Source organism: Streptomyces sp. NBC_01092 (assembly GCF_045039535.1).
GTDB lineage: Bacteria > Actinomycetota > Actinomycetes > Streptomycetales > Streptomycetaceae > Streptomyces.
In genome coordinates this window covers 2563761-2587589 of the sequence record NZ_CP108659.1, presented here as the reverse complement: position 1 = coordinate 2587589, position 23829 = coordinate 2563761, and the positions used below count along the sequence as shown (strand labels likewise).

The window sequence follows — 23829 nt, the reverse complement described above, 5'->3', positions numbered from 1 at the left end:
ATCCGCATCACTGCGAGGAACAGAGCCGCCATGTCCGCACCCGAACCGTCCCCGACCGCCCAACCGTCCCCGTCCACTGTCGCAACAGCGCCCGCAACGCGAGGAGACTCCGTGGCAACCGACGCACCGCCCCCCTCGAAAGAACAACACAAACTCCCCACCCCCGAGGAGTTCGTCGAGGTGCACGAGAGCGCGGAGTTCGGTGAACTGCGCCGCTCCTACCGCTCCTTCGCCTTTCCGCTGACCGTCGCCTTCATCGTCTGGTACCTGCTGTACGTCCTGCTCTCCAACTACGCGGGCGACTTCATGGGCACCAAGCTGTTCGGCAACATCAACGTCGCGTTCGTCTTCGGTATCGCCCAGTTCGTCACCACGTTCCTCATCGCCTGGTGGTACTCGCGCCACGCCGGCGCGAAGCTCGACCCCAAGGCCGAGGCCATCAAGACCCGTATGGAGGGCGGCGCATGAGCCCCGCGATGACCCATGTGCAGCTTGCCGCCAACGAGGCCAGCGAGCACCGGCCGCTGATCATCACGCTGTTCGCGTGCTTCGTGGTCGCGACCCTCTTCATCACCGTCTGGGCGGGCCGCCAGACCAAGGACGCCGCCGACTTCTACGCGGGCGGCCGCTCTTTCAGCGCCTTCCAGAACGGCCTCGCCGTCTCCGGCGACTACATGTCCGCCGCGTCCTTCCTCGGCATCGCGGGCGCCATCGCCCTCTTCGGCTACGACGGCTTCCTGTACTCCATCGGCTTCCTGGTCGCCTGGCTGGTCGCCCTGCTCCTGGTAGCCGAGCCGCTGCGGAACTCCGGCCGCTACACGATGGGTGACGTCCTCGCGTACCGCATGCGCCAGCGCCCGGTGCGCACGGCCGCCGGCACCTCCACGATCGTCGTGTCGATCTTCTACCTGCTGGCCCAGATGGCCGGTGCGGGTGTCCTGGTCTCGCTGCTGCTCGGCATCACCACCGACGCCGGCAAGATCCTCATCGTCGCCCTGGTCGGCGTCCTGATGATCGTGTACGTCTCCATCGGCGGCATGAAGGGCACCACCTGGGTCCAGATGGTCAAGGCCGTGCTGCTCATCGGTGGCACGATCCTGATTACGTTCCTGGTGCTGCTGAAGTTCAACTTCAACATCTCCGACCTGCTCGGCAAGGCCGCCGAGAACAGCGGCAAGGGCGCCGCCTTCCTGGAGCCCGGCCTGCAGTACGGCGCCACCGGCACCTCCAAGCTGGACTTCATCTCCCTCGGCATCGCCCTGGTCCTCGGTACCGCCGGTCTGCCGCACATCCTGATCCGCTTCTACACGGTGCCCAACGCCAAGGCCGCCCGTAAGTCCGTGAACTGGGCGATCGGCATCATCGGCGGCTTCTACCTGATGACCATCGCCCTCGGCTTCGGCGCCGCCGCGCTGATCTCCCAGGACGAGATCATCGCCTCCAACCCGTCGGGCAACACGGCGGCACCGCTGCTCGCCCTGCATCTCGGCGGCGTCGACTCGGCATGGGGCGCGATCCTGCTCGCCACCATCTCGGCCGTCGCCTTCGCCACGATCCTCGCGGTCGTCGCCGGTCTGACCCTGGCCTCGTCCTCGTCGTTCGCCCACGACATCTACGCGAACGTCATCAGAAAGGGAGAGGCCACCGAGAAGGAGGAAGTCCGGGCGGCCCGCCTCGCCACCATCGGCATCGGCGCCGTCTCCATCCTCCTCGGCGCCCTCGCCCGCGACCTGAACGTCGCCGGCCTGGTCGCCCTGGCCTTCGCGGTCGCGGCCTCCGCCAACCTGCCGACGATCCTCTACAGCCTCTTCTGGAAGCGGTTCACCACCCAGGGCGCGCTGTGGTCGATCTACGGCGGTCTGATCGTCGCCGTCGGCCTGGTGCTGTTCTCGCCGGTCGTCTCCGGAGACCCGAAGGCGATGTTCCCGGACGTCGACTTCGCCTGGTTCCCGCTGAAGAACCCGGGCATCATCTCCATCCCGTTCGGCTTCCTCATGGGCTGGCTCGGCACGGTCCTGTCCAAGGAGGAGCCCGACGCCCGCAAGTACGCGGAGCTGGAGGTCCGGTCCCTGACCGGCACCGGCGCCCACTAGTACGCCCACGGGGCACGCCCCGAGCGGCCGCGTCGTAGATCCCTACGACGCGGCCGCGTCGTACGTCGTCGGATCGGGACGGTGTCGCTGTCAGTGCCGTCACGTAGGCTCGCAGGTAACCGAAGAGGACTCCGGTTCGCGACGAGGGAGGGGGCCCACGTGCTCATCGACACCTACGGCCGAGTGGCCACCGACCTGAGAGTCTCCCTGACCGACCGCTGCAATCTGCGGTGCACGTACTGCATGCCCGAAGAGGGCCTCCAGTGGCTGGCCAAGCCCGACCTGCTCACGGACGACGAGATCGTCCGCCTGATCGACATCGCCGTCACCTCCCTCGGTATCGAAGAGGTCCGCTTCACCGGCGGCGAGCCCCTGCTGCGGCCCGGCCTGGTCGGCATAGTCGAGCGGGTCGCCGCACTCGCCCCGCGCCCCCAGATGTCCCTGACGACGAACGGCATCGGCCTCAAGCGCACAGCCGCCGCCCTGAAGGCCGCGGGCCTGGACCGGGTCAACGTCTCCCTGGACACCCTGCGCCCCGATGTCTTCAAGACCCTCACCCGCCGCGACCGCCACAAGGACGTCATCGAGGGCCTCGACGCCGCCCGCGACGCCGGCCTGACCCCGGTCAAGGTCAACTCGGTCCTGATGCCGGGTCTTAACGGGGACGAGGCCCCGGACCTGCTGGCCTGGGCTGTGGAGCACGACTACGAACTGCGCTTCATCGAGCAGATGCCCCTGGACGCCCAGCACGGCTGGAAGCGCGACGGCATGATCACCGCGGGGGACATCCTGACCTCCCTGCGCGCCCGCTTCGAGCTGACCCCCGAGGGCGAGGAGAAGCGCGGCTCGGCCCCGGCGGAGCGCTGGCTGGTCGACGGCGGACCGCATGTCGTCGGCGTCATCGCCTCCGTCACCCGCCCGTTCTGCTCGGCCTGCGACCGCACCCGCCTGACGGCCGACGGTCAGGTACGCACATGCCTGTTCGCCAGGGAGGAGACGGACCTGCGAGCGGCGCTGCGCTCCGACGCCCCCGACGAGGAGATCGCCCGCATCTGGCGTCTGGCGATGTGGGGCAAGAAGGCCGGAGCGGGCTTGGACGACCCGAGCTTCGTCCAGCCGGACAGGCCGATGTCAGCCATCGGTGGCTGAAGAGGCCTCTTCCCACTCCGCCAGCAGGACAACGTCCTTCAAGAACCCCCGCACCCCGAGAAACTGCGACAGATGCTCGCGATGCTCCTCGCAGGCGAGCCACGTCTTACGCCGCTCCGGTGTGTGAATCTTCGGGTTGTTCCACGCCAGCACCCACACGGCGTCGGCACGACAACCCTTGGCGGAACAAACAGGCGTGTCACTCACAGATTCGTCTCACAAGTCGCGCACAAAAAGGCGACGCCGAGCAGCCACGGGGGGAGCTGCCCGGCGTCGGTCCGTCGCTCCGACGGGGGATGCGGAGCGCCTACGAAGTATGTCACGGGTAACCCGCCGCCCGGCACCGGAACAACACTATTGATCTGAGCTTTTCCTGAGCTTGGCTTGGAGTCGGCTTCCGGAGGGAAAGGGTCCGCGGGATCACGCCCCGTCGTGCGGTTTCCTTTGTTCGCCCGGCGCGGAGTCGCCCGCTACATCTTCCGGGACGGATTCCGCGAAACCGTCGTTCGTCCGCGGCGGCGTGATCATCGGCCGCACATGTGCGGTCACGAACGTCGACGGCAAGGACGGCGCATTCTCCCGCCCCGCGTTGGCGATCACCACGGCGATGTACGGCAGGATCGCCCCGAGCACCAACGCCACGATCGCGACGTGCCGTTCGACGTTCCAGAGCGTGGCCGCGAGGATCACCGACACCGTACGGACCGACATCGAGATGATGTACCGGCGCTGCCGGGCGCGCACGTCGTCATGGAGACCCGCACGGGCCCCGGTGATCCGGAACACCTCGGTGTTGCCGCCCGCGTGCAGCTTCCGCATCACATTCCACCATCCGCCCGCATCGGACTCTCCCCGGCCCGTACCCGTCCGTCCCCGGTCGAGGACCCGGGCCGGGACATCTCCCACGTTACGCCTCGACTCCGTCGCCTACGAGACCGGGGCCCCTGCCACCTGGGGGAACGCCGTGAGCCGTAACGCGTACGGCCGTCCCCGGCATGCGGCGTACCAGGGCCGGACCAAGACTGGGCGTACTGCTCACCCCGAGCCGTACGAGGAGGCAGCCATGGGCTGGTTGTGGGCGATCATCGTGGGATTCGTGCTGGGTCTGCTCGCGAAGCTGATCATCCCCGGCAAGCAGCACAGTCCCCTCTGGCTGACCACCATCTTCGGCATTCTCGGCGCCATCGTCGGCAACTCCATCGCCCGCGCCTTCGGCGTCGAGTCCACCCGCGGCATCGACTGGAGCCGGCACATCTTCCAGATCGTCGCTGCGGTGATCATCGTGTACCTGGGCGACATGCTGTACATGGCGACGATCGGCAAGAAGAAGATGCAACAGACGTGAGCTCCGACATGCCGGGGGCGGCTCCCTCAACGGAAGCCGCCCCCATCGCTGTGTGTACGTCCGGTCAGACAGCCGTGACCTCGACCGCAGCCAGGTTCTTCTTTCCGCGCCGCAGCACCAGCCACCGCCCGTGCAGCAGGTCCTCCTTGGCGGGCACCGCGTCCTCCCCGGCGACCTTCACGTTGTTCACGTAGGCCCCGCCCTCCTTCACGGTGCGCCGGGCAGCCGACTTGCTGGCGACCAGCCCGACCTCGGCGAACAGATCGACCACCGAGCCGAGCTCGGCGACCTGGACATGCGGCACCTCGGACAGCGCCGCCGCCAGGGTCCGGTCGTCCAGGTCCGTCAGCTCGCCCTGCCCGAAGAGCGCGCGGGACGCGGCGATCACGGCGGCCGTCTGGTCGGCGCCGTGAACCAGCGTCGTCAGCTCCTCGGCCAGCGCGCGCTGCGCGGCCCGCGCATGCGGACGCTCCTCGGTCTGCTTCTCCAGCTCCTCCAGTTCCGCACGGGACTTGAAGGACAGGATGCGCATGTAGTTCGCGATGTCCCGGTCGTCCGCGTTCAGCCAGAACTGGTAGAACGCGTACGGCGTCGTCATCTCCGGGTCGAGCCAGATGGCACCGCCCTCGGTCTTGCCGAACTTGGTGCCGTCCGCCTTCGTCATCAGCGGCGTCGCCAGCGCGTGCACGCCCGCGTGCGGCTCCAGCCGGTGGATCAGGTCCAGGCCCGCCGTGAGGTTGCCCCACTGGTCGCTGCCGCCCTGCTGGAGCGTGCAGCCGTGCCGCCGGTACAGCTCCAGGAAGTCCATGCCCTGGAGCAGCTGGTAGCTGAACTCCGTGTAGCTGATGCCCTCTTCGGACTGGAGCCGACGCGCGACGGAGTCCTTGGTGAGCATCTTGTTGACGCGGAAGTGCTTGCCGATGTCCCGCAGGAACTCGATGGCCGACATGCCGGCCGTCCAGTCCAGGTTGTTCACCATCACCGCGGCGTTGTCGCCCTCGAAGGACAGGAACGGCTCGATCTGGCCGCGCAGCCGGGTCACCCAGTTCGCGACCGTCTCCGGGTCGTTCAGCGTGCGCTCGGCCGTCGGGCGCGGGTCGCCGATCTGGCCCGTCGCGCCGCCGACCAGCGCCAGCGGGCGCAGGCCCGCCTGCTGGAGGCGGCGCATCGTGAGGACCTGGACGAGGTGGCCGACGTGCAGGCTGGCCGCGGTCGGGTCGAAACCGCAATAGAACGTGACGGGACCGTCCGCGAGCGCCTTGCGCAATGCGTCCTCGTCAGTGGACAGGGCGATCACGCCGCGCCACTTCAGCTCGTCGACGATGTCCGTCACGGTTCTCGTGTCTCCTTGATGATCTCGGGCAGTCGGGTGACAGCCGACTACGAGGTTATACGCCCTGACTGACAGAGCTCATGTTGAAATCGGGGACGCGCAGCGCCGGCATCGCGGCCCTGGTGAAGTAGTCGCCCCACTCCCTGGGCAGCGTCTTCTCCGTGCGCCCGGCCTCGCTCGCCCGCCCCAGCAGATCGACCGGCGACTCGTTGAACCGGAAGTTGTTGACCTCGCCGGTCACCTCGCCGTTCTCGACGAGGTACACCCCGTCCCGGGTCAGGCCGGTGAGCAGCAGTGTCGCCGGATCGACCTCGCGGATGTACCACAGGCAGGTCAGCAGCAGCCCGCGCTCGGTGTTCGCGACCATCTCCTCGATCGAGCGGTCCTCGCCGCCGTCCAGGATCAGGTTGTCGATGGCCGGAGCGAGCGGCAGGCCGGTCAGCCCCGCGCTGTGCCGGCTGGTCGTCAGGTGCTTCAGCTCGCCCTCGCGCACCCACTCGGTGGCCGCGAGCGGCAGCCCGTTGTCGAACACCGACTGATCGCCCCCGGAGGAGTGCGCGATCACGAAGGGCGCGGACTCCAGGCCCGGCTCGTTCGGATCGCTGCGCAGCGTCAGCGGCAGTTCGCTCAGCTTCTCGCCGAGGCGCGTCGCGCCGCCCGGCTTGGCGAACACGGTCCGGCCCTCGGCCGCGTCCCGCCCCGACGCCGACCAGAACTGGTAGATCAACAGGTCGGCCACGGCGGTCGGCGGCAGCAGCGTCTCGTACCGGCCGGCCGGCAGCTCCAGGCGCCGCTCGGCCCAGCCGAGGCGTACGGCCAGCTCGGCGTCGAGCGCGGTCGGGTCCACGTCCTTGAAGTCCCGCGTCGAGCGGCCCGCCCACGCCGAGCGGGTGCGGTCCGGCGACTTGGCGTTCAGCTCCAACGTCCCGTTGGGCTGGTCGTGCCGCAGCCGCAGCCCGGTGGACGTGCCCACATACGTCGACACCATCTCGTGGTTGGCGAAGCCGTACAGCTCCCGCCCGCCGGCACGCGCGCGTGCGAACGCCTCGCCGAGTGCCGGGGCGAAGTCGGCGAACACCGTGGACGACGTCTCGCCCGGGGCGTCCGTGAAGTCCGGGGATGCCGGTACGTCCGCCACCAGCGGCTGCGCGTCCTCGGCGGGCCCGGCGGCGCGCGCGGCGGCCTCGGCGGCCCGGACCAGCGGTTCCAGCTCGTCCACGGTCACGGCCGACCGGGACACGACACCGGAGGCCGTGCCCTCCTTGCCGTCGACGGTCGCGACGACCGTGAGCGTCCGCCCGCGCGTGACGCCGTTCGTGGTCAGCGCGTTGCCCGCCCAGCGCAGATTGGCGGTCGACTGCTCGTCGGCGATGACGACACATCCGTCGGCCCGCGACAGCTGAAGAGCCCGCTCGACGATCTCGTGCGGCTTGTTCGTACGGGCGCTCATCGACCGGCCTCCTGCGTGGTGTTGAGGATGTTGACGCCCTTGAAGAGGGCCGAAGGGCAGCCGTGCGAGACCGCCGCGACCTGCCCCGGCTGGGCCTTGCCGCAGTTGAAGGCGCCGCCGAGGACGTACGTCTGCGGACCGCCCACCGCCGCCATCGAGCCCCAGAAGTCCGTGGTCGTCGCCTGGTAGGCCACGTCCCGCAGCTGACCGGTGATCCGCCCGTTCTCGATCCTGAAGAACCGCTGCCCGGTGAACTGGAAGTTGTAGCGCTGCATGTCGATCGACCAGGACCGGTCGCCGACGACGTAGATCCCGCGATCGACGCTGCCGATCAGATCCTCGGTCGACATCCCGGCCGGATCCGGCTGGAGCGAGACGTTGGCCATGCGCTGCACCGGCACATGGCCGGGGGAGTCGGCGAACGCGCACCCGTTGGACCGCTCGAAGCCGGTCAGCTTCGCGATCCGCCGGTCCAGCTGATAGCCGACCAGCGTGCCGTCCTTCACCAGGTCCCAGGACTGGCCCTCGACGCCCTCGTCGTCGTACCCGATCGTTGCGAGGCCGTGCTCGGCGGTGCGGTCACCGGTGACGTTCATCAGGTCCGAGCCGTACCGGAGCTTGCCGAGCTGGTCGAAGGTGGCGAAGGAGGTGCCGGCGTAGGCGGCCTCGTAGCCGAGGGCGCGGTCCAGTTCGGTGGCGTGACCGATGGACTCGTGGATCGTCAGCCACAGGTTGGACGGGTCGACGACGAGGTCGTAAGGCCCCGCCTCCACGCTCGGCGCCCGCATCTTCTCGGCGAGCAGCTCCGGGATCCGCTCCAGCTCGCCCTCCCAGTCCCAGCCGGTGCCGGTCAGGTACTCCCAGCCGCGTCCGACCGGTGGCGCGATGGTGCGCATGGAGTCGAACTCGCCGCTCGACTCGTCGACCGACACGGCGGTGAGCTGCGGATGCAGCCGCACCCGCTGCTGGGTGGTCACGGTCCCCGCGGTGTCGGCGTAGAACTTGTTCTCGTGGACGGTCAGCAGCGAGGCGTCCACATGGTTGACCCCGTCCGCCGCCAGCAGCCGCGCGCTCCAGTCCGCCAGCAGCCCGGACTTCTGCTCGTCGGGCACGGTGAACGGGTCGATCTCGTACGACGAGATCCACGTCCTGTCGGTGTGTACGGGCTCGTGGGCGAGCTCCACCCGCTCCTGCGACCCCGCGGCCTTGATCACCTGCGCGGACAGCTTCGCCATCGCCACCGCCTGCGACGCGACCTTGGCGGCGGCGTCCAGCGTCAGATCCACCCCCGACGCGAAGCCCCAGGTCCCGCCGTGCACCACCCGCACCGCGTAACCGAGGTCGGTGGTGTCCGAGGACCCGGCGAGCCGGGCGTCCCGCAGGCGCCAGGACGCGCTGCGCACCCGCTCGAAGCGGAAGTCCGCGTGCTCGGCGCCGAGCGCACGCGCGCGTGCCAGCGCGGCGTCCGCGAGGGCGCGTAGCGGAAGCGCCGTGAAGGCTTCATCGATCGTATGAGGCACGGAGGTCTCCCTGCTGTCGTGGCCTGTCGGCCCGATCATTTCGCGCGGGCGGGCCGCTGGACCACACGTTTCCGGCTGGAGTCGGCATCTTTCTGTAGAGACCCGACAGTCACCGCCGTACGCCACTGTGGGTGCCCGAATGTCCCCGGTCGGGACGCGACCGATAGGTTTTCGGGGAAGCCGCCTGTCATCCAGCTGGTCGGGCGGGTGTGTCAGACACCTATCGAAAGGGTGATCCGTTGAGCCGCTCGGTTCTCGTCACCGGAGGCAACCGGGGCATCGGCCTCGCCATCGCCCGCGCTTTCGCCGACGCCGGCGACAAGGTCGCGATCACATACCGCTCTGGAGAGCCGCCGGCCGGCTTCCTGGCCGTCAAGTGCGACATCACCGACACCGAGCAGGTGGAGCAGGCCTACAAGGAGATCGAGGCCGAGCACGGTCCGGTCGAGGTGCTGATCGCCAACGCCGGCATCACCAAGGACCAGCTCCTGATGCGCATGTCCGAGGAGGACTTCACCTCGGTCATCGACACCAACCTCACCGGCACCTTCCGCGTGGTCAAGCGCGCCAACCGCGGCATGCTGCGCGCCAAGAAGGGCCGCGTGGTGCTCATCTCGTCGGTCGTCGGGCTCTTCGGCGGCCCCGGCCAGGCCAATTACGCCGCCTCCAAGGCCGCGCTGGTCGGCTTCGCGCGCTCCCTCGCCCGTGAGCTGGGCTCGCGCAACATCACCTTCAACGTCGTCGCGCCCGGTTTCGTCGACACCGACATGACCAAGGTGCTCACCGACGAGCAGCGTGAGGGCATCGTGAAGCAGGTGCCGCTCGGTCGTTACGCGCAGCCGGAGGAGATCGCCGCGACGGTGCGGTTCCTCGCCTCGGACGACGCCTCGTACATCACTGGAGCCGTCATCCCCGTTGACGGCGGACTGGGAATGGGTCACTGATCACCATGAGCGGAATTCTCGAGGGCAAGCGCGTCCTGATCACCGGTGTGCTGATGGAGTCCTCCATCGCCTTCCACGCCGCCAAACTGGCCCAGGAGCAGGGCGCCGAGATCATCCTGACCGCGTTCCCGCGGCCCACGCTGACCGAGCGCATCGCCAAGAAGCTCCCGAAGCCCACCAAGGTCATCGAGCTCGACGTCACCAACGACGAGCACCTCGGCCGGCTGGCCGACATCGTCGGCGAGGAGCTCGGCGGCCTCGACGGCGTCGTGCACTCCATCGGCTTCGCCCCGCAGGACGCCCTCGGCGGCAACTTCCTCAACACGCCGTTCGAGTCCGTCGCCACGGCCATGCACGTCTCGGCGTACTCCCTGAAGTCGCTGACCATGGCCTGCCTGCCGCTGATGCAGAACGGCGGCTCGGTCGTCGGCCTCACCTTCGACGCGCAGTACGCCTGGCCGCAGTACGACTGGATGGGCCCGGCCAAGGCCGCCCTGGAGGCCACCAGCCGCTACATGGCGCGTGACCTGGGCAAGCAGAACATCCGCTGCAACCTGATCTCCGCCGGCCCGATCGGCTCCATGGCCGCCAAGTCCATCCCGGGCTTCGCCGACCTGGCCTCCGTGTGGGACAGCCGTTCCCCGCTGGAGTGGGACCTGAAGGACCCGGAGCCGGCCGGCCGCGGCATCGTCGCCCTGCTGAGCGACTGGTTCCCGAAGACCACCGGCGAGATCATCCACGTCGACGGCGGTCTGCACGCCATCGGCGCCTGATTCTCCGTACGGCCTCGACGCCCCGTTTCCCGCCGCCGCGCGGGGAGCGGGGCGTCACCCGTTCGGCCCATCCGGCGAGGCGGGTGAGGCCCACGACCACGCACTCTGAAGTACGCGTTCCTTGCGTGAACCCCTCACCCGTACGGCCGAGGAGGTCCCGTTGTGCGCTTGTCCCGACGCCTGGCCTCGACGACCGTCGCCCTCGTTCTCGTACTGCCCCTGTCGTACGAGGCGATGACGCACGCCCACGCGCGTGTGCACACCGCGCCGGCGCAGGCGGAGCCACGGGAGCCGTTCGGCGCCGACTGCCGGATCGGTGTCACCGGCTCCCATGTGACCGCCTACTGCCACAACCCGTATCCGCAGACCGACAGCGTGAGCCTGCACGTGGAGTGCGCCCGCTGGTGGGACCTCGACAGCGACGGCTCCGCGGTGGAGGCCGAGCCCGCGCAGACCGTTCGGCTGACCGCGCGGTGCTGGAAGGAGGTCGGCTCGGTCTGGGTCAGCCACCAGAGGGAGGGCTGACCCGCCCCGGACGGCAGTGGAACGGATAGCCGGCCGCCTCGTCCGCGGCCGCCGACGCGTCACCCGCGCGGATCGCGTCGACCAGCCGCGCGTGGTCCAGGTACGACTCCGGCGTCAGCACCGTGCCGACGTCGTCGCGCAGCCAGTCCAGCAGGACCTCGCCCAGGTCCGCGTACATCGCGGTCATCACGTCGTTGTGGGAGGCCGCGACCACCGCCAGGTGGAAGGTCGCGTCGGCCGCCACGAACGCCTCCGTGTCACCCGACTCCCAGGCCTCCTCGCGCCGCGCCAGCAGCGCCTCCAGCTGCTTGAGGTCCTTCTCCGTGCGCCGCTCGGCGGCCAGCTTCGCGGCGCCCGACTCCAGCGTGGAGCGCAGCTCGGCGATGTGCCGGGGGTCGGTGTCGGTGAAGCGGCGGTGCATGACGCCGGCCAGCTCGCTGGTCGCCACCACATAGGTGCCGGAGCCCTGGCGGATGTCCAGCAGGCCGTTGTGCGCGAGCGCGCGGACCGCCTCACGAACCGTGTTGCGGGCCACGCCGAGCTGCTCGACCAGCTCGGGCTCGGTCGGGATGCGGGAGCCGACGGGCCATTCGCCCGAGGCGATCTGGTTCCGCAGGGCCGCGATGACCTGCTCGGAGAGTGCCGAGCGGCGGGGGTGGCTCAGGGGCATGGCACACCTTCGCACGTCAGGAGGAGGGCCGGGCGGCCCAGGGGTGGACAACCAATCATCCCATGATTCTATGATGGGTCCCATGGCAAGCGAGGAAACCCGGACGGTGACGTCCATGCCCATACGCACCCCTGAGGCAAGCACCATCTCGGAGCCGACCACGCGCGCGTGGACGATGCGGCTCCTCGTCGTCGGCATCGTGCTGACCGCGATGAACCTCCGCCCCGCCATCACCAGCCTCGGCGCCCTCCTCGAAGAGGTCCGGGACGCGCTCGGCATGAGCGGCAGCGTGGCCGGACTGCTCACCTCCGTGCCCCCGCTGTGCTTCGCCGTCTTCGGCGTCGCGGCCCCGCGTCTGGCCCGCCGCTTCGGCCCGGGCGCCGTCGTATGCGCGGGCATGGTCGCCATCACCGCCGGCCTGCTCATACGCCCGTACGTGGGCAGCACGGCCGGCTTCCTGGCCGCCACCGCGCTCGCCCTCATGGGCATCGCGGTCAGCAACGTCCTGATGCCGGTCATCGTCAAGCGCTGGTTCCCCGACCGGGTCGGCTCCATGACCGGCCTGTACTCGATGGCCCTGGCCTTCGGCACCGCGTCCGCCGCGGCCGTGACGGTGCCCATGACCGAGGCACTGGGCGGAAACTGGCACAGTGGGCTCGTGGTCTGGGCGGGGCTCGCGGTGGCCGCCGTGGTGCCTTGGATCCCCTTCGTACGGGACCGGGCGGGCATGCCCGGCACGCCCGCCGAGGACAAGCACGGGCGCGTGGACGCGCCCCGGCTGCGGATCACCCGCAGCCGCACCGCCTGGGCCCTCGCCGTCTACTTCGGGCTCCAGGCCACCGGCGCCTACATCACGATGGGCTGGATGGCGCAGATCTTCCGGGACTCGGGAGTGCACGCCGGCACGGCGGGGCTGCTGCTCGCGGTCACGATGGTGATGGGAGTGCCGCTGGCCTTCGTCATCCCGCGTCTCGCCACCAGGCTGCCCCACCAGGGGCCGATCGTGCTCGCGCTGGGTGCCTGCGGCCTCGTCGGCTACGCCGGCATGTACCTCGCCCCGACTTCCGGCTCCTGGGCGTGGGCCGTGCTGCTGGGCATATCGAACTGCTCGTTCCCGCTGGCCCTCACGATGGTCGGCATGCGGGCCCGGACCAGCGCGGGCGTGGCCCAGCTGTCGGGCTTCGCGCAGAGCACCGGCTATCTGATCTCCATGCCCGGCCCGCTCCTGGTCGGCGTGCTCTACCAGCACAGCGGTGGCTGGGGGCTGCCGATCGCGCTCATGGCCGCACTGATGATCCCGCAGATGGCGGTAGGTGTCCTGGCGGGACGCAACCGCATCGTGGAGGACGAGGCGGCACGCTGACACCCCGGAGGGCCGGGCGCGGTCCGCGGGTGCGAGACTTGCCGTATGCCAGTGCTCGACCCGAACCCCCAGAACGGCCAGAAGAAGCTGCTGCTCGTCTTCGGCGTGTTCTTCGCCATCTTCGTGATCATCGCCGTCGTCGCGACGGTCGCCTCTCCCTGACGCGGGCGTCCCGATGGACGCCGGCCGACACATCCCGGCGGGCCGATGGTGGGGCTAGCACCACCATCCCCTAGGGGGTGAGTGTCAGGGTCAACTGGGTGGATCACCGGATGGGTTGAGGGCCGATCGGTCCGTAACTTCGAAGTGTGACCGCGACAGGCGGACACCCACCACTCGAAGACCCGCGGAGGCATCATGTCGGCCCGTACGCACACCCCGCCCCAGCCGGCGTCCACGGGCCGTGCCGATATCCGGCTGCCCTGGTGGGCCCTCGCCCTGCCGACGCTCGCGTTCATTTCGCTGCTGACACTGATCCTCAACCCCGCGGACGCGCAGGCCGCAACCGCCGAGCCCGCGGTCACCCAGCTCTTCGAGCGCATACAGCAGCTGATCATGCACTGAGCGCCCCCGGAGGCGCCCGTCAACTACCTGCGCCCCATGGCCTGTTTCGTGCGAAGCTGGATCTCATGAGCGTCGCAGAATCCCGCAGGATTGTCCTCTTCCGGCATGCGAAAGCCGACTGGCCACAGGTGACCGACCACGAGCGGCCGCTCGCCGAGCGGGGCCGCATGGACGCGGCGGAGGCCGGCCGCAGGCTGGCCGACACCGCCATCCCCTTCGACCTGGCCCTGTGCTCGACCGCGATCCGGACCCGGGAGACCTGGAAGCTCGCTGTCCACGAGTTCCAGCACCGGCCGAAAACCGTCTACGAAGAGCGGGTCTACGATGCCTCGCCCGGCGAGCTGATCGCCCTGCTCAACGAAACCCCGGACGACGCACAGAACGTCCTGCTGATCGGCCACAACCCCGGAGTGCAGGGCCTCGCCGACGTCCTGTCCGGCTCCGCCGACGGTGATGCGCGCGAGTGGATGAGCCGGCGCGGCTTCCCGGCCGCCGCCTTCGCCGTCCTGTCCTTCGGCGGCCCCTGGAAGACCCTGGAGCCCGGCGCGGCCACGCTGCTCGACTACTGGGCCCCGTCCGAGTGACCGACCCCGCACGAAGGGCCCGGCACCGTCGCGGTGCCGGGCCCCTTGCATGCAGAGCGGCTCGCCGCCTTTAGGCCGTGCGGTTCCGCTTTAGGCCGTTCGGTTCCGCGCAGGTCGTTCGGTCGTACACAGGGCGTACCCAGGTCGTCCGTCCGGTGCGGGGCGTCAGTCCTCGTGGTGCATGTCCGCGGCTTCGACCTCTTCGCGGGTGACGCCGAGCAGGTACAGGACCGTGTCCAGGAACGGCACGTTCACCGCCGTGTGCGCGGCCTCCCGCACCACCGGCTTGGCGTTGAACGCGACGCCGAGCCCGGCCGCGTTGAGCATGTCCAGGTCGTTGGCACCGTCACCGATCGCCACCGTCTGCGACAGCGGCACCCCCGCCTCGGCCGCGAACCGGCGCAGCAGCCGCGCCTTGCCCGCCCGGTCCACGATCTCGCCGGTCACCTTCCCGGTGAGCTTGCCGTCGACGATCTCCAGCGTGTTGGCCTGGGCGAAGTCGAGCCCGAGCCGTTCCTTCAGATCATCCGTGACCTGCGTGAACCCACCGGAGACGACCCCCACTTGATAGCCGAGCCGCTTCAGCGTGCGGATCAGCGTGCGCGCGCCCGGCGTCAGCCGCACCTCGCTGCGCACCTTCTCCACCACCGACGCGTCCAGCCCGGCCAGCAGCGCCACGCGCGCGTGCAGCGACTGCTCGAAGTCCAGCTCCCCGCGCATCGCGGCCGCCGTCACCTCGGCCACCTTGTCCTCGCAGCCGGCGTGCGCCGCGAAGAGCTCGATCACCTCGTCCTGGATGAGCGTGGAGTCCACGTCCATCACGACCAGACGCTGGGCGCGCCGGTGCAGTCCGGCCGCGACGACCGCGATGTCGACACCCAGTGCCGCGGCGTCCGTCACCAGGGCCGTGCGCAGCGGCTCGGTCTCCACGCCGGAGACCGCGAACTCCACTGCGGTCACGGGGTACTTGGCGAGCCGGAAGATACGGTCGATGTTGCCGCCCGACCTGGTGATCCTGGCGGCGATGGCGGCCGTCGCCTCCGCGGTGAGCGGGTGCCCGAGCACCGTCACCAGGGAGCGTCCCGAGCCACGCGGGCGGTTGTCGCCGAGGCCGGAGATGATCTCCGCCTGCATCTTCATGGACTCCGCCCAGCTGTGGACGGTCGCCCGCAGATCCCCTTCCAGACCGGCCGGCGGCTCCGTCACGAGCGCGCACAGTGTGATCCGGCCCCGCGTGACGACCTGCTCGATGTCGACCACGTCGACCGAGTAGGCGGCCAGCGTGTCGAAGAGGCCGGCGGTGATGCCCGGCCTGTCCTTCCCGAAGATCTTGACGAGAAGTGTGGGGGTGTCAGAGGTCTGCGAAGCGCTCATGATGCCTCCACCGTATCCGGCACCCAGTGCCTGCCGCCCCCGAGGTCCGTCTAGCGGACACGGAACACTGGGTGTCGGCCGGGTGGCGAAGGCCTTACGTTCGGACCACCGCCGCACCAGTAACTGTGAACCGCCCCAGAATCACCTGTGGCCGGAGCCGCACGGCCTCGCGCCGTTCACCGGTTGAACCGTCACGGGCGCCCCTTCGGCTTCCCCGGCGGCGGGGGAGGAGGGGGCGGCGGAGGCGGAGGCGGCCCGTCGCCCGGCCCGGACGACGAGCGGTTCCCACGCCGCCGCGGGGGCCGGGGCGACCTCGGGGGTGGAGTGAACGGCCGCATGACCGTGGGGGCGCCGTACATGTCGTCGCCACGTGCGGGCGGTGCCTCATCGGGCGGGACGTCACCGCCCGGCGGCGCGACACCCGGCGGCCGGGCGTCCTCCGGCTCCCGCATCTCGTCCGGCACGTGCAGATACGGGTTGGTGTCGGGGTTCGGCGGCCGGTACGGCATTCCGGGCGTGTACGGGCCGGACCGGCTCGGGTAAGCCGAACCCGCCGTACCTGGCATGCCCGCCGAACCCGCCGTACCCGCCGTACCCGATGTTCCCGCCGCTCCCACGCCCCCCGGCCTTGGCACCGCCCCCGCCGTCGCCGTCGCCCCCCGAGCCAACGGCGTCGCCTGACGCCCCGCGGCCCCGGTCGCGCGGGCCAGCAGCGCACCCACGGCACCCGCCCCGGCGCCCCAGGCCGCCCCGAGGACCAGCGCCATCCCGAGGTTGCCCCGCAGTTCCACTCCGGCACCGAACGCGTCGAAGCCCAGCACCGACAGCGACGCGTCCACGGACACCTGCGCCAGCCATGCGAGCAAGGGCAGCGCCAACGCCGTCACGACCCCGAGCCGCAGCGCACACCGCCCGGCGAAACGAAGGACACCCGGATCCCGTACGCCCCCGTAATCACCGGCGCCACTCACCGACCCGGCACCCGCAGCACCGTCGATCCCCCCGCCTCCACCGACCCCGGCGCCCACACCCCCGTACACAACCGGCGTCCGCACAGCCGTCAGCACCCCCGCGAGCAGCATCATCACCGCCGCCGCGACGCCCAGCAGCCACACCCGGCCGTCCAGCTCGGCCAGTCGGCCCAGCGTCACGGACTGGTCGGCGTCGCTGTTCAGCAGGTCGTCCAGGGGATCCGGGAGCAGGCTCACCAGCACTCCCGTCGCCCGGCCGTCGAAGGGGACGAACAGACCGATCGGGATGCCGAGCCATACGCCGTTCGGGGCCCCGAGCAGGGCGGCGCCCGCGATCCGCTTGGGGTGGTCGTCGCCGATCGCCGCGTACGCCGCCGCCGCGAGCCCGGCCACGACCGCCACCAGCAGCACCGTGACGAGGGCGGACATGGCGGGCCGTACGACGCGGTGCACGGCCTCCCAGGCGCGGGGGAGCGGGGTGCGGCGCGAAGCCAGCAGGGCGATCAGCAGGATGCCGGCGGACCAGACCAGGCCGCCGAGCAGCGTCGGCGCCGTGTCCACGGTGAAGCCCACCGCCGCCTTGGCGTCGATGAGGTCTCCGATCTGGTCGGGCAGCAGCCCGCCGATGTCCCCGATGTCACCGACCCCGGGAATCTCGATACCGCCCCCGCCCCCGCCGCCGCCCGGCAGGTCGTCGAGCCCCAGCGCACTCCCGTCGATCGTGATGACGTCGTGCCCCGCCCACGCCAGCCCGCCCAGCGTCGCGACGAACAGGGCGACCACCGCGCCCGCGCGCGCGAGGAGTTCGGCCGGCGCGATCACAACTCCCGCGCCCCGCAAGGACCGTAGGAAGAACCACGACAACAGCACCGCGCCGACCAGGCTCACCCCGAGTGGCGTGATCTCGATGGCGGTCGCCGCCTGTGCACCGGTCAACCCGAAAGCGGACACATCCCCGGACGGAGTGACGGAACCACCCGCCCCAAGGGCCACCACAGCCGCGGTCATCGGGCCCAGCGAGCTCGCCGAGTCCGCCTCCAGCAGATGCAGTCCGAGCGCCGCGGTGCCCGCCATGCCGATCAATGCCCAGCTCACGGCGGCGATGGCGGACAGAAGGATGTCGCCCCAGGGCAGCCTGGCGCCTTTCGAGCTCTCGACGTACGTGGACGCGCTCATGGCAGACCCCCCGATCCGCGGCGCGGCCGATCGCCGCGCATGTCCCCCTCGCGTGGATTACCACTCTCCGGGCTGGTTTCAACCCCGTCAACGGAACCATTCGAAGCGCGTGGGCGTGCTCCACACAAGGCCCGGCTTTCGGTCAGGGGGCGGAGCCTGAAATAGTTCCCGACGATGTTCGACATCCCTAGACTCCCTGTGTTGGGGGTAACTCGGGGGACTACTCAGTGGGGCATGGAGTGCCGGAACTCGTACTGGAATTGAATGGAAGGACCTGGACGCTCGACCCGTCCAGGCCCTACACCCTCGGACGCGATCCGCAGGGCGACATCGTGCTCGACGACGCCAGAGTGTCGTGGCGGCATGCCACGATCAGCTGGAGCGGCCACAGTTGGGTCATCGAGGACCAGGGCAGCACCAACGGCACGTTCGTGCAGGGCCACCGGATCCATCACCTGGAGATCGGCCCGGGCTCGGCCGTGCACCTGGGCAATGCGACCGACGGACCGCGCCTGGACCTCTCCGGCACCGCGGCCTCCGTCGCCACGCCGCAGGCCCAGCCGCAGCAGCAGCCGTATGCCGCGCAGAGCGCCCAGGCGGGCTGGGCCCAGCAGGCCCCCGCCCAGCAGGCACCGCAGCAGCAGCCCCAGCAGCAGGCCGGCTGGCAGCAGCCGCAGCAGGCGGCCCACATCCCGCAGCAGCAGGGTCCCGGTGGTGGCGCGGGGGCGCCGCCGGTCTACGGCGACCGCAGCCCCACCACGTTCCACCAGTTCTCCATCGGCCGTGTGATGCGCATCGGCCGTGCGCTGGAGAACGAGCTGGTCGTCTCCGACCTCCAGGTCTCCCGGCACCACGCCGAGTTCCACTCGACGCCCGACGGCCGCATGGAGATCCGCGACCTGGGCTCGCACAACGGCACGTACGTCAACGGCCAGCCGATCGCCAAGGGCGGCTCGCAGCTCCTGGGCCCGGCGGACATCGTCGGTGTCGGTCACTCGACGTTCCGGATCGTCGGCGACCGTCTCGAGGAGTTCGTCGACACCGGTGAGGTCTCCTTCTCGGCCCGCCATCTGACCGTCGAGGTCGACGGCGGCAAGCAGATCCTCAAGGACGTCTCCTTCGGCGTCCCGGAGAAGTCGCTCATCGCGGTCATCGGCCCGTCCGGCTCGGGCAAGTCGACCCTGCTCAAGGCACTCACGGGCTACCGCCCCGCCAACCAGGGCGACGTCCTCTACGACAACCGGAACCTCTACAAGCAGTTCGCCGAGCTGCGACAGCGCATCGGTCTGGTCCCGCAGGACGACATCCTGCACAAGGAGCTGACCGTCAAGAAAGCCCTCAAGTACGCGGCCAAGCTCCGCTTCCCCGCCGACACCACGGCGGCCGAGCGCAACGCCCGTATCGACGAGGTGCTGCGCGAGCTGAAGCTCGACATCCACAAGGACAAGAAGGTCACCTCCCTGTCCGGCGGCCAGCGCAAGCGCGTCTCGGTGGCCCTGGAGCTGCTGACCAAGCCGTCGCTGATCTTCCTGGACGAGCCCACGTCGGGCCTCGACCCGGGCATGGACCGCGACGTCATGCAGCTGCTGCGCGGCCTCGCCGACGACGGCCGTACGGTCCTCGTCGTCACCCACTCCGTGGCCGAGCTCGCGATCTGCGACAAGCTGCTGGTGATGGCCCCGGGCGGTTCGGTCGCCTACTTCGGTCCGCCGGAGGAGGCGCTGAACTTCTTCGGCTACGACACCTGGGCCGACGTCTTCTCCGCCTTCGAGAACTACCGCGACTACGACTGGGCGGGACGCTGGAAGGGCTCGCAGCACTACCAGATGTACGCCGCGGACATCGACGCGATTGCGCCGCAGTCCGTACAGGTGCCGCCGATGCAGGCGATGAAGCCGCCGAAGCCGCAGGGCTGGCTGTCGCAGTTCCTGACGCTGGTGCGCCGCTATGTGTCGGTGATCGCGTCCGACAAGGGCTTCCTGGCCCTGATGGTGATCCTGCCGGGCGTGCTCGGCGCGGTGAGCCTGCTCATCGACTCGGGCAAGGGCCTGCTGCCCAACCCGCCCAGCCCGCAGACCGGCCGGATCATCCCGAACGGCACGGCCACCACCGTGCTGCTGATCCTCGCGGTCGGCGCCTGCTTCGCCGGCGCCGCGAACTCGGTGCGTGAGCTGATCAAGGAACGGGTCATCTACGAGCGGGAGCGCGCGACCGGCCTGTCGCGCTCGGCGTACCTGATGTCCAAGGTCTTCGTGCTCGGCTTCATCACCGTGCTCCAGGGCCTGATGGTCGGCGTCATCGGCTTCGCCAGCCGGGAGATCCCGGAGGAGGGCCTGGTCTTCGGCAAGCTGACGCTGCTGGAGCTGTCGGTGCCGATCATGGCGCTGGGCTTCACCTCGATGATGTTCGGCCTGATCATCTCGGCCCTGGTGAAGACCGCCGAGAAGACCATGCCGCTGCTGGTCATGTTCGCGATCATCCAGGTCGTGTTCACGGGCTGTCTGTTCGCCCTGAACGGCTCGATCGGCGCCAACCAGATCTCGTATCTGATGCCGTCGCGCTGGGCCGTGGGCGCCGCGGGCGCCACGCTGGACTTCAACAAGATCAGCCCGCCCGGCCAGGGCGAGAGCAACGACCCGCTGTGGGAGCACACGGTCGGCGTGTGGGCCATGGACATGATCGCCCTGCTCGTGCTCGGTGTGATCTGCGGCATCTTCGTGGCCCGCTTCCTGCGCCGCCACGAGCCCGAGGTCATGCGCAAGTAGTCACCGTCGTAGGACGCCCGAAGGGCGGCACCCCGTCAGGAGGGTGCCGCCCTTCGGCGTACGTGTCAGAGGCCCGCGCCTACCTCGGTCAGTACGCGCTGTTGACGTTGTCGATCGAGCCGTACCGGTCGGCCGCGTAGTTGGCGGCGGCGGTGAGGTTGGCGACCGGGTCGTACTGGCTCTTGGCCGTGCCCGGGACGTGGTACGCGTCGAAGGTCGGCTTGATGACCTGGAGCAGACCGATCGACGGGACGCCGTTCTGGGCGTTGATGTCCCAGTTGTTGATCGCGTTCGGGTTACCCGAGGACTCCCGCATGATGTTCTTGTGCAGGCCGTTGTAGGTGCCCGGGATGTCGTGCTTCTTCATGATGTCGAGCGCCTCGCGGATCCAGCCGTCGAGGTTGTTCGCGTAGGTCTTGGCGGTGACCTGCTTGACCGCGACGCGCTTCGCGGACCGGCTCGCGGCCTCCTGCGCCTTGCGCTCGGCAGCGGCCTTCTTCGCGGCGGCGGCCTTGGCGGCCCGCTGCTTGGCGGCGGCCTGGGCGGCCACGTGCTTGTCGTGGGCCACGGCGGCGCGGTGCTTGGCGGCGGCCACAGCGGCCTTGTGCTTGGCCACCATCGCCTCGGCCTTCACCTTTTCGCCGGCGAGCTGGTCGGTGACGCCGGCCTTGACGTCCTTGATCTGCTCGCTGCTGTAGGCCACCTTGCCCGCGGGGGCTTCGGCCGTGGTCGTCTGTGCGTTGCCGGGGACGGCGGACAGGGCCAGAGCGGCGGCGCCGAGCGTACCCACGCCGGCGATCGCGATCTTCTGGCGCTTGGTTATGGCACGACTGAGGGCACGGTTCTTGGTGTTCTTGAGCATGGCAGATGGACCTCTTCGAATAGCGCGGAGGTCGCTCGCTGTCCGGTGGGGGACACGGGTGCTTCCGGCACAAACGCCGCGGGCTGAACCCACGGCGCTGAGCGACGAGAGCAATTCTTAGCGGCCGCAAAATGCGGTGGCAAAGGTGTGACCTACGATCCCCGGTAGTGGAGCCAGGAAGGGCAAAATAGGACAGACAGGACTGTCCGCGCCGCTCAAAAGGGACGGCTCCACCTACTACGGACTTTCGTACGTGACCTGCACCCTATGCGCGGGCTCACATCAGCCATGCGACAGTTTCACCAGCAGTTGCTGGCGCAATGCTCTGCGTGAGGGTTCTCCACCGGGAGGATGAGGTGCACGTCCCCGAACTCGTGCCACAGGTAGAGCCCGCGCAGCGCTTCCTCGTAACTGCGGTCGATCGCGGCTCGCCCGGCGACCGCCTCCAGCATCAGCAGATGCGACGCCTCCGGCTCGTGCAGCCCGGTCAGCAGCCCGTCCACCACATGCACCCCGCGCTCCGGCGTGACGACGAGATCCGTCCACCCCTCACGCGCGCGTACGACCCCGTCGGCGTCCACCGCCGACTCCACCGCCCGCACGGCCGTCGTCCCGACGGCGACGATGCGGCCGCCCCCGGCCTTCGCGGCATTGATCAGCCGAGCCGAGGCCTCCGGCACCGCGAACCGCTCCGGATACGGCGGCTCGTGCGCCTCCGCCGACGCCACGCCCGTGTGCAGCGTGATCGGCGCGAACTGCACACCCCGGCTCACCAGCTCCGTGACCAGACCGACCGTGAAGGGCCGCGCCGCGCTCGGCATCTCCGCGCTGCCCGTCCCGTCGGCCGAGGGCAGCGCGAACACCGTCTGGTACACGGACAACGGCTGGTCCCGCTCCGTATAGGAGTAGCGAATCGGCCGACCGTGCTCCCGCATCAGCCCGAGGACGGCATCCACCGGGGCCCGTGCCCCGGTGGCCTCTCCGTCGACGCGACTGCCCGTACCCCCCACCTCCACGGGCCCGGCGGCCACCCGCGCCCACCACATCCGCGCGCTCCCCACGCTCAGCGGCTCCTCCAACACCAGCCGCAGCCCGCCCGGCAGCCGCACCTCAGTCCCCGCGGGTCCGCCCGCACGCGCGCGCGTAGTGCCCGCCTCATCGGGATCCCGCAGCTCCACGGCCCACCGCCCGTCGTCCCCGCGCGTGGAGAAGTGCACCACCACGCGCGCGTGCCCGATCCGCCCGTCCACGGCCGCCGCCAGCGTCCGGGACGTGTTGACGACCAGCAGATCCCCGGCCCGCAGCAGCCGCGGGAGCTCGCGAAAGGTGTGATGCGACACCTCGGCACCCCGCGACACCAGCAGCCGTACGGCATCCCGGCCCAGCCCCGGCCCCCGCTGCTCGGCGGGAACCCGAGCCGACAGCTCCTCCGGCACGCTCACCGCCAGCGTCACCGCCGCTCCTCCAGCAGAGCCGGAGCCCCGTAGCGGCCGCTCGCCGGACGCTCGTCCAGCAGCCGCAGGAACGCCGGCACGACACTGGCCGGCGCCGGCCGCGGATCGTCGTCGTCCGGTACGGCCGCCGCGTACAGGTCCGTGGCCATGTCGCCGGGGTCGACCGCCCACACCCGCAGCCCGGGCTCCTCCTCGCCGAGCACCGCCGCGAGATGGTCCAGCGCGGCCTTCGACGCCCCGTACCCGCCCCAGGTCTCGTACGCCTCGGAGGCCGCGTCCGAGCTGACCGTGATCACGGCGCCCGTCCTGGCCGCCCGCAGCAGCGGCATCGCCTCCTGGACGAGGGCCAGCGCGGCGACCACGTTCACCTCCAGCGCCCGCCGCAGCCCCTCCAGGGGCAGCTCGTCCAGCCGTACCAGCGGCTCGGCGCCCAGCGCGCTGGCGTTGCTCACCAGCAGATCCACGCCGCCCAGCTTCCAGGCGGCCGCCACCAGCTCGGCCCGATGACCGGCGTTCGTGACGTCCCCCGGCACGGCCGTCACGCGCGTGCCGTGCCGTTCCCCGAGCCCGGACGCCGTCTCCTGGAGCGCCTCCGGCGTCCTGGCGTCGAGCACCAGATCCCAGCCGCGCGCGGCCAGCCCCTCGGCGAGCGCCCGCCCCAGCCCCTTCGAGGCCCCCGTGATGATCGCTACCGGCATGACAACCGTCCCCTCGTCCCGGCCCGCCTCGGATCGGCGGGTGCCCTCAACGTAGGAACGGGGCCGCCCGCCCCGCCTCGGACGCGGGCCGCAACATCGCGGGGCCCTTCGTCCTAAGCCGCGCACCCCGGCCGTTGGCCCTACGCCGCTGATCGGGGGACCGGAGAAGTAGGTGAGGGGGGACCGCGGAAGTAGGACCGAGGCCCTGGTCGGCCG

Annotated in this window: 23 protein-coding genes; 12 read left to right on the top strand and 11 right to left on the bottom strand. The window is 70.2% G+C overall.

Annotated elements, in window-relative coordinates; all coding sequences use genetic code 11:
- The first annotated feature begins 111 nt into the window (after positions 1-111).
- The 3 genes from OG254_RS11405 (at position 112) to moaA (ending at position 3242) form a co-directional block, all read left to right on the top strand.
- Positions 112-468: a DUF485 domain-containing protein gene (locus OG254_RS11405; RefSeq protein WP_351195000.1), complete on the top strand. Its 357-nt coding sequence runs from the start codon at positions 112-114 to the stop codon at positions 466-468.
- Positions 465-2093 carry a cation acetate symporter gene (locus tag OG254_RS11400; RefSeq protein ID WP_405580191.1) on the top strand — a complete coding sequence of 543 codons (1629 nt, stop codon included), beginning with the start codon at positions 465-467 and terminating at the stop codon, positions 2091-2093. Before OG254_RS11405 ends, OG254_RS11400 begins: the two co-directional genes overlap by 4 nt.
- Positions 2094-2252: 159 nt before the next feature.
- Positions 2253-3242 carry a GTP 3',8-cyclase MoaA gene (gene moaA / locus OG254_RS11395; protein ID WP_405580188.1) on the top strand — a complete coding sequence of 330 codons (990 nt, stop codon included), beginning with the start codon at positions 2253-2255 and terminating at the stop codon, positions 3240-3242.
- Here the strand turns inward: moaA and OG254_RS11390 are convergent.
- Both OG254_RS11390 and OG254_RS11385 read right to left on the bottom strand, forming a co-directional pair.
- Positions 3225-3449, bottom strand: coding sequence for a hypothetical protein (locus OG254_RS11390; RefSeq protein ID WP_405580186.1), 225 nt, complete (start codon positions 3447-3449; stop codon positions 3225-3227). The two genes, moaA and OG254_RS11390, sit on opposite strands and share 18 nt — an antisense overlap.
- 213 nt (positions 3450-3662) lie before the next feature.
- A complete protein-coding gene (locus tag OG254_RS11385) occupies positions 3663-4061 on the bottom strand; it encodes a DUF3099 domain-containing protein (RefSeq protein WP_351194994.1) in 399 nt (132 codons plus the stop codon).
- Between the two features lie 244 nt (positions 4062-4305).
- Between OG254_RS11385 and OG254_RS11380 the strand changes: the two genes are divergently transcribed.
- Positions 4306-4587, top strand: coding sequence for a GlsB/YeaQ/YmgE family stress response membrane protein (locus tag OG254_RS11380; RefSeq protein ID WP_351195228.1), 282 nt, complete (start codon positions 4306-4308; stop codon positions 4585-4587).
- 64 nt (positions 4588-4651) lie between these two features.
- Here the strand turns inward: OG254_RS11380 and tyrS are convergent, their stop codons facing one another.
- From tyrS to OG254_RS11365, 3 genes are read right to left on the bottom strand one after another with little or no spacing between them, the layout of a single operon-like run.
- Positions 4652-5920, bottom strand: a complete 1269-nt coding sequence (gene tyrS, locus OG254_RS11375; RefSeq protein WP_405580183.1) for a tyrosine--tRNA ligase — start codon at positions 5918-5920, stop codon at positions 4652-4654.
- 55 nt (positions 5921-5975) lie between these two features.
- The gene (locus OG254_RS11370) at positions 5976-7370 is read right to left on the bottom strand and encodes a metallopeptidase TldD-related protein (protein WP_405580180.1); all 1395 of its coding nucleotides are present in this window, start codon (positions 7368-7370) and stop codon (positions 5976-5978) included.
- The gene (locus tag OG254_RS11365; RefSeq protein WP_405580179.1) at positions 7367-8929 is read right to left on the bottom strand and encodes a TldD/PmbA family protein; all 1563 of its coding nucleotides are present in this window, start codon (positions 8927-8929) and stop codon (positions 7367-7369) included. Before OG254_RS11365 ends, OG254_RS11370 begins: the two co-directional genes overlap by 4 nt.
- Before the next feature lie 200 nt (positions 8930-9129).
- On the opposite strand from OG254_RS11365, the gene fabG reads away from it, so the two are divergent.
- From fabG to OG254_RS11350, 3 genes are all read left to right on the top strand, one after another.
- Positions 9130-9834: a 3-oxoacyl-[acyl-carrier-protein] reductase gene (gene fabG / locus OG254_RS11360; protein WP_274237934.1), complete on the top strand. Its 705-nt coding sequence runs from the start codon at positions 9130-9132 to the stop codon at positions 9832-9834.
- 5 nt (positions 9835-9839) lie between these two features.
- Complete coding sequence (gene fabI, locus OG254_RS11355) at positions 9840-10607, top strand: enoyl-ACP reductase FabI (RefSeq protein WP_062142324.1); 768 nt, start codon at positions 9840-9842, stop codon at positions 10605-10607.
- Positions 10608-10769: 162 nt separating this feature from the next.
- Positions 10770-11132, top strand: a complete 363-nt coding sequence (locus OG254_RS11350; protein WP_405580175.1) for a hypothetical protein — start codon at positions 10770-10772, stop codon at positions 11130-11132.
- On the opposite strand, the gene OG254_RS11345 is transcribed toward OG254_RS11350, so the two are convergent.
- Complete coding sequence (locus OG254_RS11345; RefSeq protein WP_405580173.1) at positions 11110-11802, bottom strand: FadR/GntR family transcriptional regulator; 693 nt, start codon at positions 11800-11802, stop codon at positions 11110-11112. The two genes, OG254_RS11350 and OG254_RS11345, sit on opposite strands and share 23 nt — an antisense overlap.
- Positions 11803-11872: 70 nt before the next feature.
- Here OG254_RS11345 and OG254_RS11340 point away from each other — a divergent pair, with 70 nt between their 5' ends.
- From OG254_RS11340 to OG254_RS11325, 4 genes are all read left to right on the top strand, one after another.
- Positions 11873-13165, top strand: a complete 1293-nt coding sequence (locus tag OG254_RS11340; protein ID WP_405580170.1) for a CynX/NimT family MFS transporter — start codon at positions 11873-11875, stop codon at positions 13163-13165.
- A gap of 45 nt (positions 13166-13210) precedes the next feature.
- Positions 13211-13327 carry an SGM_5486 family transporter-associated protein gene (locus tag OG254_RS11335; protein ID WP_351194981.1) on the top strand — a complete coding sequence of 39 codons (117 nt, stop codon included), beginning with the start codon at positions 13211-13213 and terminating at the stop codon, positions 13325-13327.
- Between the two features lie 195 nt (positions 13328-13522).
- Positions 13523-13729, top strand: coding sequence for a hypothetical protein (locus OG254_RS11330; protein WP_405580167.1), 207 nt, complete (start codon positions 13523-13525; stop codon positions 13727-13729).
- Between the two features lie 65 nt (positions 13730-13794).
- A complete protein-coding gene (locus OG254_RS11325; RefSeq protein WP_351194977.1) occupies positions 13795-14313 on the top strand; it encodes a histidine phosphatase family protein in 519 nt (172 codons plus the stop codon).
- Positions 14314-14478: 165 nt separating this feature from the next.
- Here the strand turns inward: OG254_RS11325 and serB are convergent, their stop codons facing one another.
- Together serB and OG254_RS11315 are read right to left on the bottom strand one after the other, a co-directional pair.
- On the bottom strand, positions 14479-15687 hold the full coding sequence (serB, locus tag OG254_RS11320; RefSeq protein ID WP_405580164.1) for a phosphoserine phosphatase SerB: 1209 nt from the start codon (positions 15685-15687) through the stop codon (positions 14479-14481).
- Between the two features lie 191 nt (positions 15688-15878).
- The gene (locus OG254_RS11315; protein ID WP_405580161.1) at positions 15879-17834 is read right to left on the bottom strand and encodes a streptophobe family protein; all 1956 of its coding nucleotides are present in this window, start codon (positions 17832-17834) and stop codon (positions 15879-15881) included.
- A gap of 239 nt (positions 17835-18073) precedes the next feature.
- Between OG254_RS11315 and OG254_RS11310 the strand changes: the two genes are divergently transcribed.
- The gene (locus tag OG254_RS11310) at positions 18074-20599 is read left to right on the top strand and encodes an FHA domain-containing protein (RefSeq protein ID WP_405580158.1); all 2526 of its coding nucleotides are present in this window, start codon (positions 18074-18076) and stop codon (positions 20597-20599) included.
- An 88-nt stretch (positions 20600-20687) separates the two neighbouring features.
- On the opposite strand, the gene OG254_RS11305 is transcribed toward OG254_RS11310, so the two are convergent.
- The 3 genes from OG254_RS11305 to OG254_RS11295 all read right to left on the bottom strand — a co-directional run bounded on the left by OG254_RS11305 (position 20688) and on the right by OG254_RS11295 (position 23613).
- Positions 20688-21461, bottom strand: coding sequence for a transglycosylase SLT domain-containing protein (locus tag OG254_RS11305; RefSeq protein ID WP_405580156.1), 774 nt, complete (start codon positions 21459-21461; stop codon positions 20688-20690).
- A 299-nt stretch (positions 21462-21760) separates the two neighbouring features.
- The gene (locus OG254_RS11300) at positions 21761-22915 is read right to left on the bottom strand and encodes an S-adenosylmethionine:tRNA ribosyltransferase-isomerase (RefSeq protein WP_405580153.1); all 1155 of its coding nucleotides are present in this window, start codon (positions 22913-22915) and stop codon (positions 21761-21763) included.
- Positions 22912-23613: an SDR family NAD(P)-dependent oxidoreductase gene (locus tag OG254_RS11295; protein ID WP_405580151.1), complete on the bottom strand. Its 702-nt coding sequence runs from the start codon at positions 23611-23613 to the stop codon at positions 22912-22914. The genes OG254_RS11300 and OG254_RS11295 overlap by 4 nt, the downstream gene beginning before the upstream one ends.
- Between the last annotated feature and the right edge of the window lie 216 nt (positions 23614-23829).

Coding starts and splice junctions, on each gene's coding strand:
- OG254_RS11400 (WP_405580191.1), top strand. CDS start 465: ATGAGCCCCGCGATGACCCATGTGCAGCTTGCCGCCAACGAGGCCAGC.
- OG254_RS11385 (WP_351194994.1), bottom strand. CDS start 4,061: ATGCGGAAGCTGCACGCGGGCGGCAACACCGAGGTGTTCCGGATCACC.
- OG254_RS11380 (WP_351195228.1), top strand. CDS start 4,306: ATGGGCTGGTTGTGGGCGATCATCGTGGGATTCGTGCTGGGTCTGCTC.
- OG254_RS11370 (WP_405580180.1), bottom strand. CDS start 7,370: ATGAGCGCCCGTACGAACAAGCCGCACGAGATCGTCGAGCGGGCTCTT.
- OG254_RS11365 (WP_405580179.1), bottom strand. CDS start 8,929: ATGATCGGGCCGACAGGCCACGACAGCAGGGAGACCTCCGTGCCTCAT.
- fabI (WP_062142324.1), top strand. CDS start 9,840: ATGAGCGGAATTCTCGAGGGCAAGCGCGTCCTGATCACCGGTGTGCTG.
- OG254_RS11345 (WP_405580173.1), bottom strand. CDS start 11,802: ATGCCCCTGAGCCACCCCCGCCGCTCGGCACTCTCCGAGCAGGTCATC.
- OG254_RS11340 (WP_405580170.1), top strand. CDS start 11,873: ATGATGGGTCCCATGGCAAGCGAGGAAACCCGGACGGTGACGTCCATG.
- OG254_RS11335 (WP_351194981.1), top strand. CDS start 13,211: ATGCCAGTGCTCGACCCGAACCCCCAGAACGGCCAGAAGAAGCTGCTG.
- OG254_RS11330 (WP_405580167.1), top strand. CDS start 13,523: ATGTCGGCCCGTACGCACACCCCGCCCCAGCCGGCGTCCACGGGCCGT.
- OG254_RS11325 (WP_351194977.1), top strand. CDS start 13,795: ATGAGCGTCGCAGAATCCCGCAGGATTGTCCTCTTCCGGCATGCGAAA.
- serB (WP_405580164.1), bottom strand. CDS start 15,687: ATGAGCGCTTCGCAGACCTCTGACACCCCCACACTTCTCGTCAAGATC.
- OG254_RS11315 (WP_405580161.1), bottom strand. CDS start 17,834: ATGAGCGCGTCCACGTACGTCGAGAGCTCGAAAGGCGCCAGGCTGCCC.
- OG254_RS11305 (WP_405580156.1), bottom strand. CDS start 21,461: ATGCTCAAGAACACCAAGAACCGTGCCCTCAGTCGTGCCATAACCAAG.
- OG254_RS11295 (WP_405580151.1), bottom strand. CDS start 23,613: ATGCCGGTAGCGATCATCACGGGGGCCTCGAAGGGGCTGGGGCGGGCG.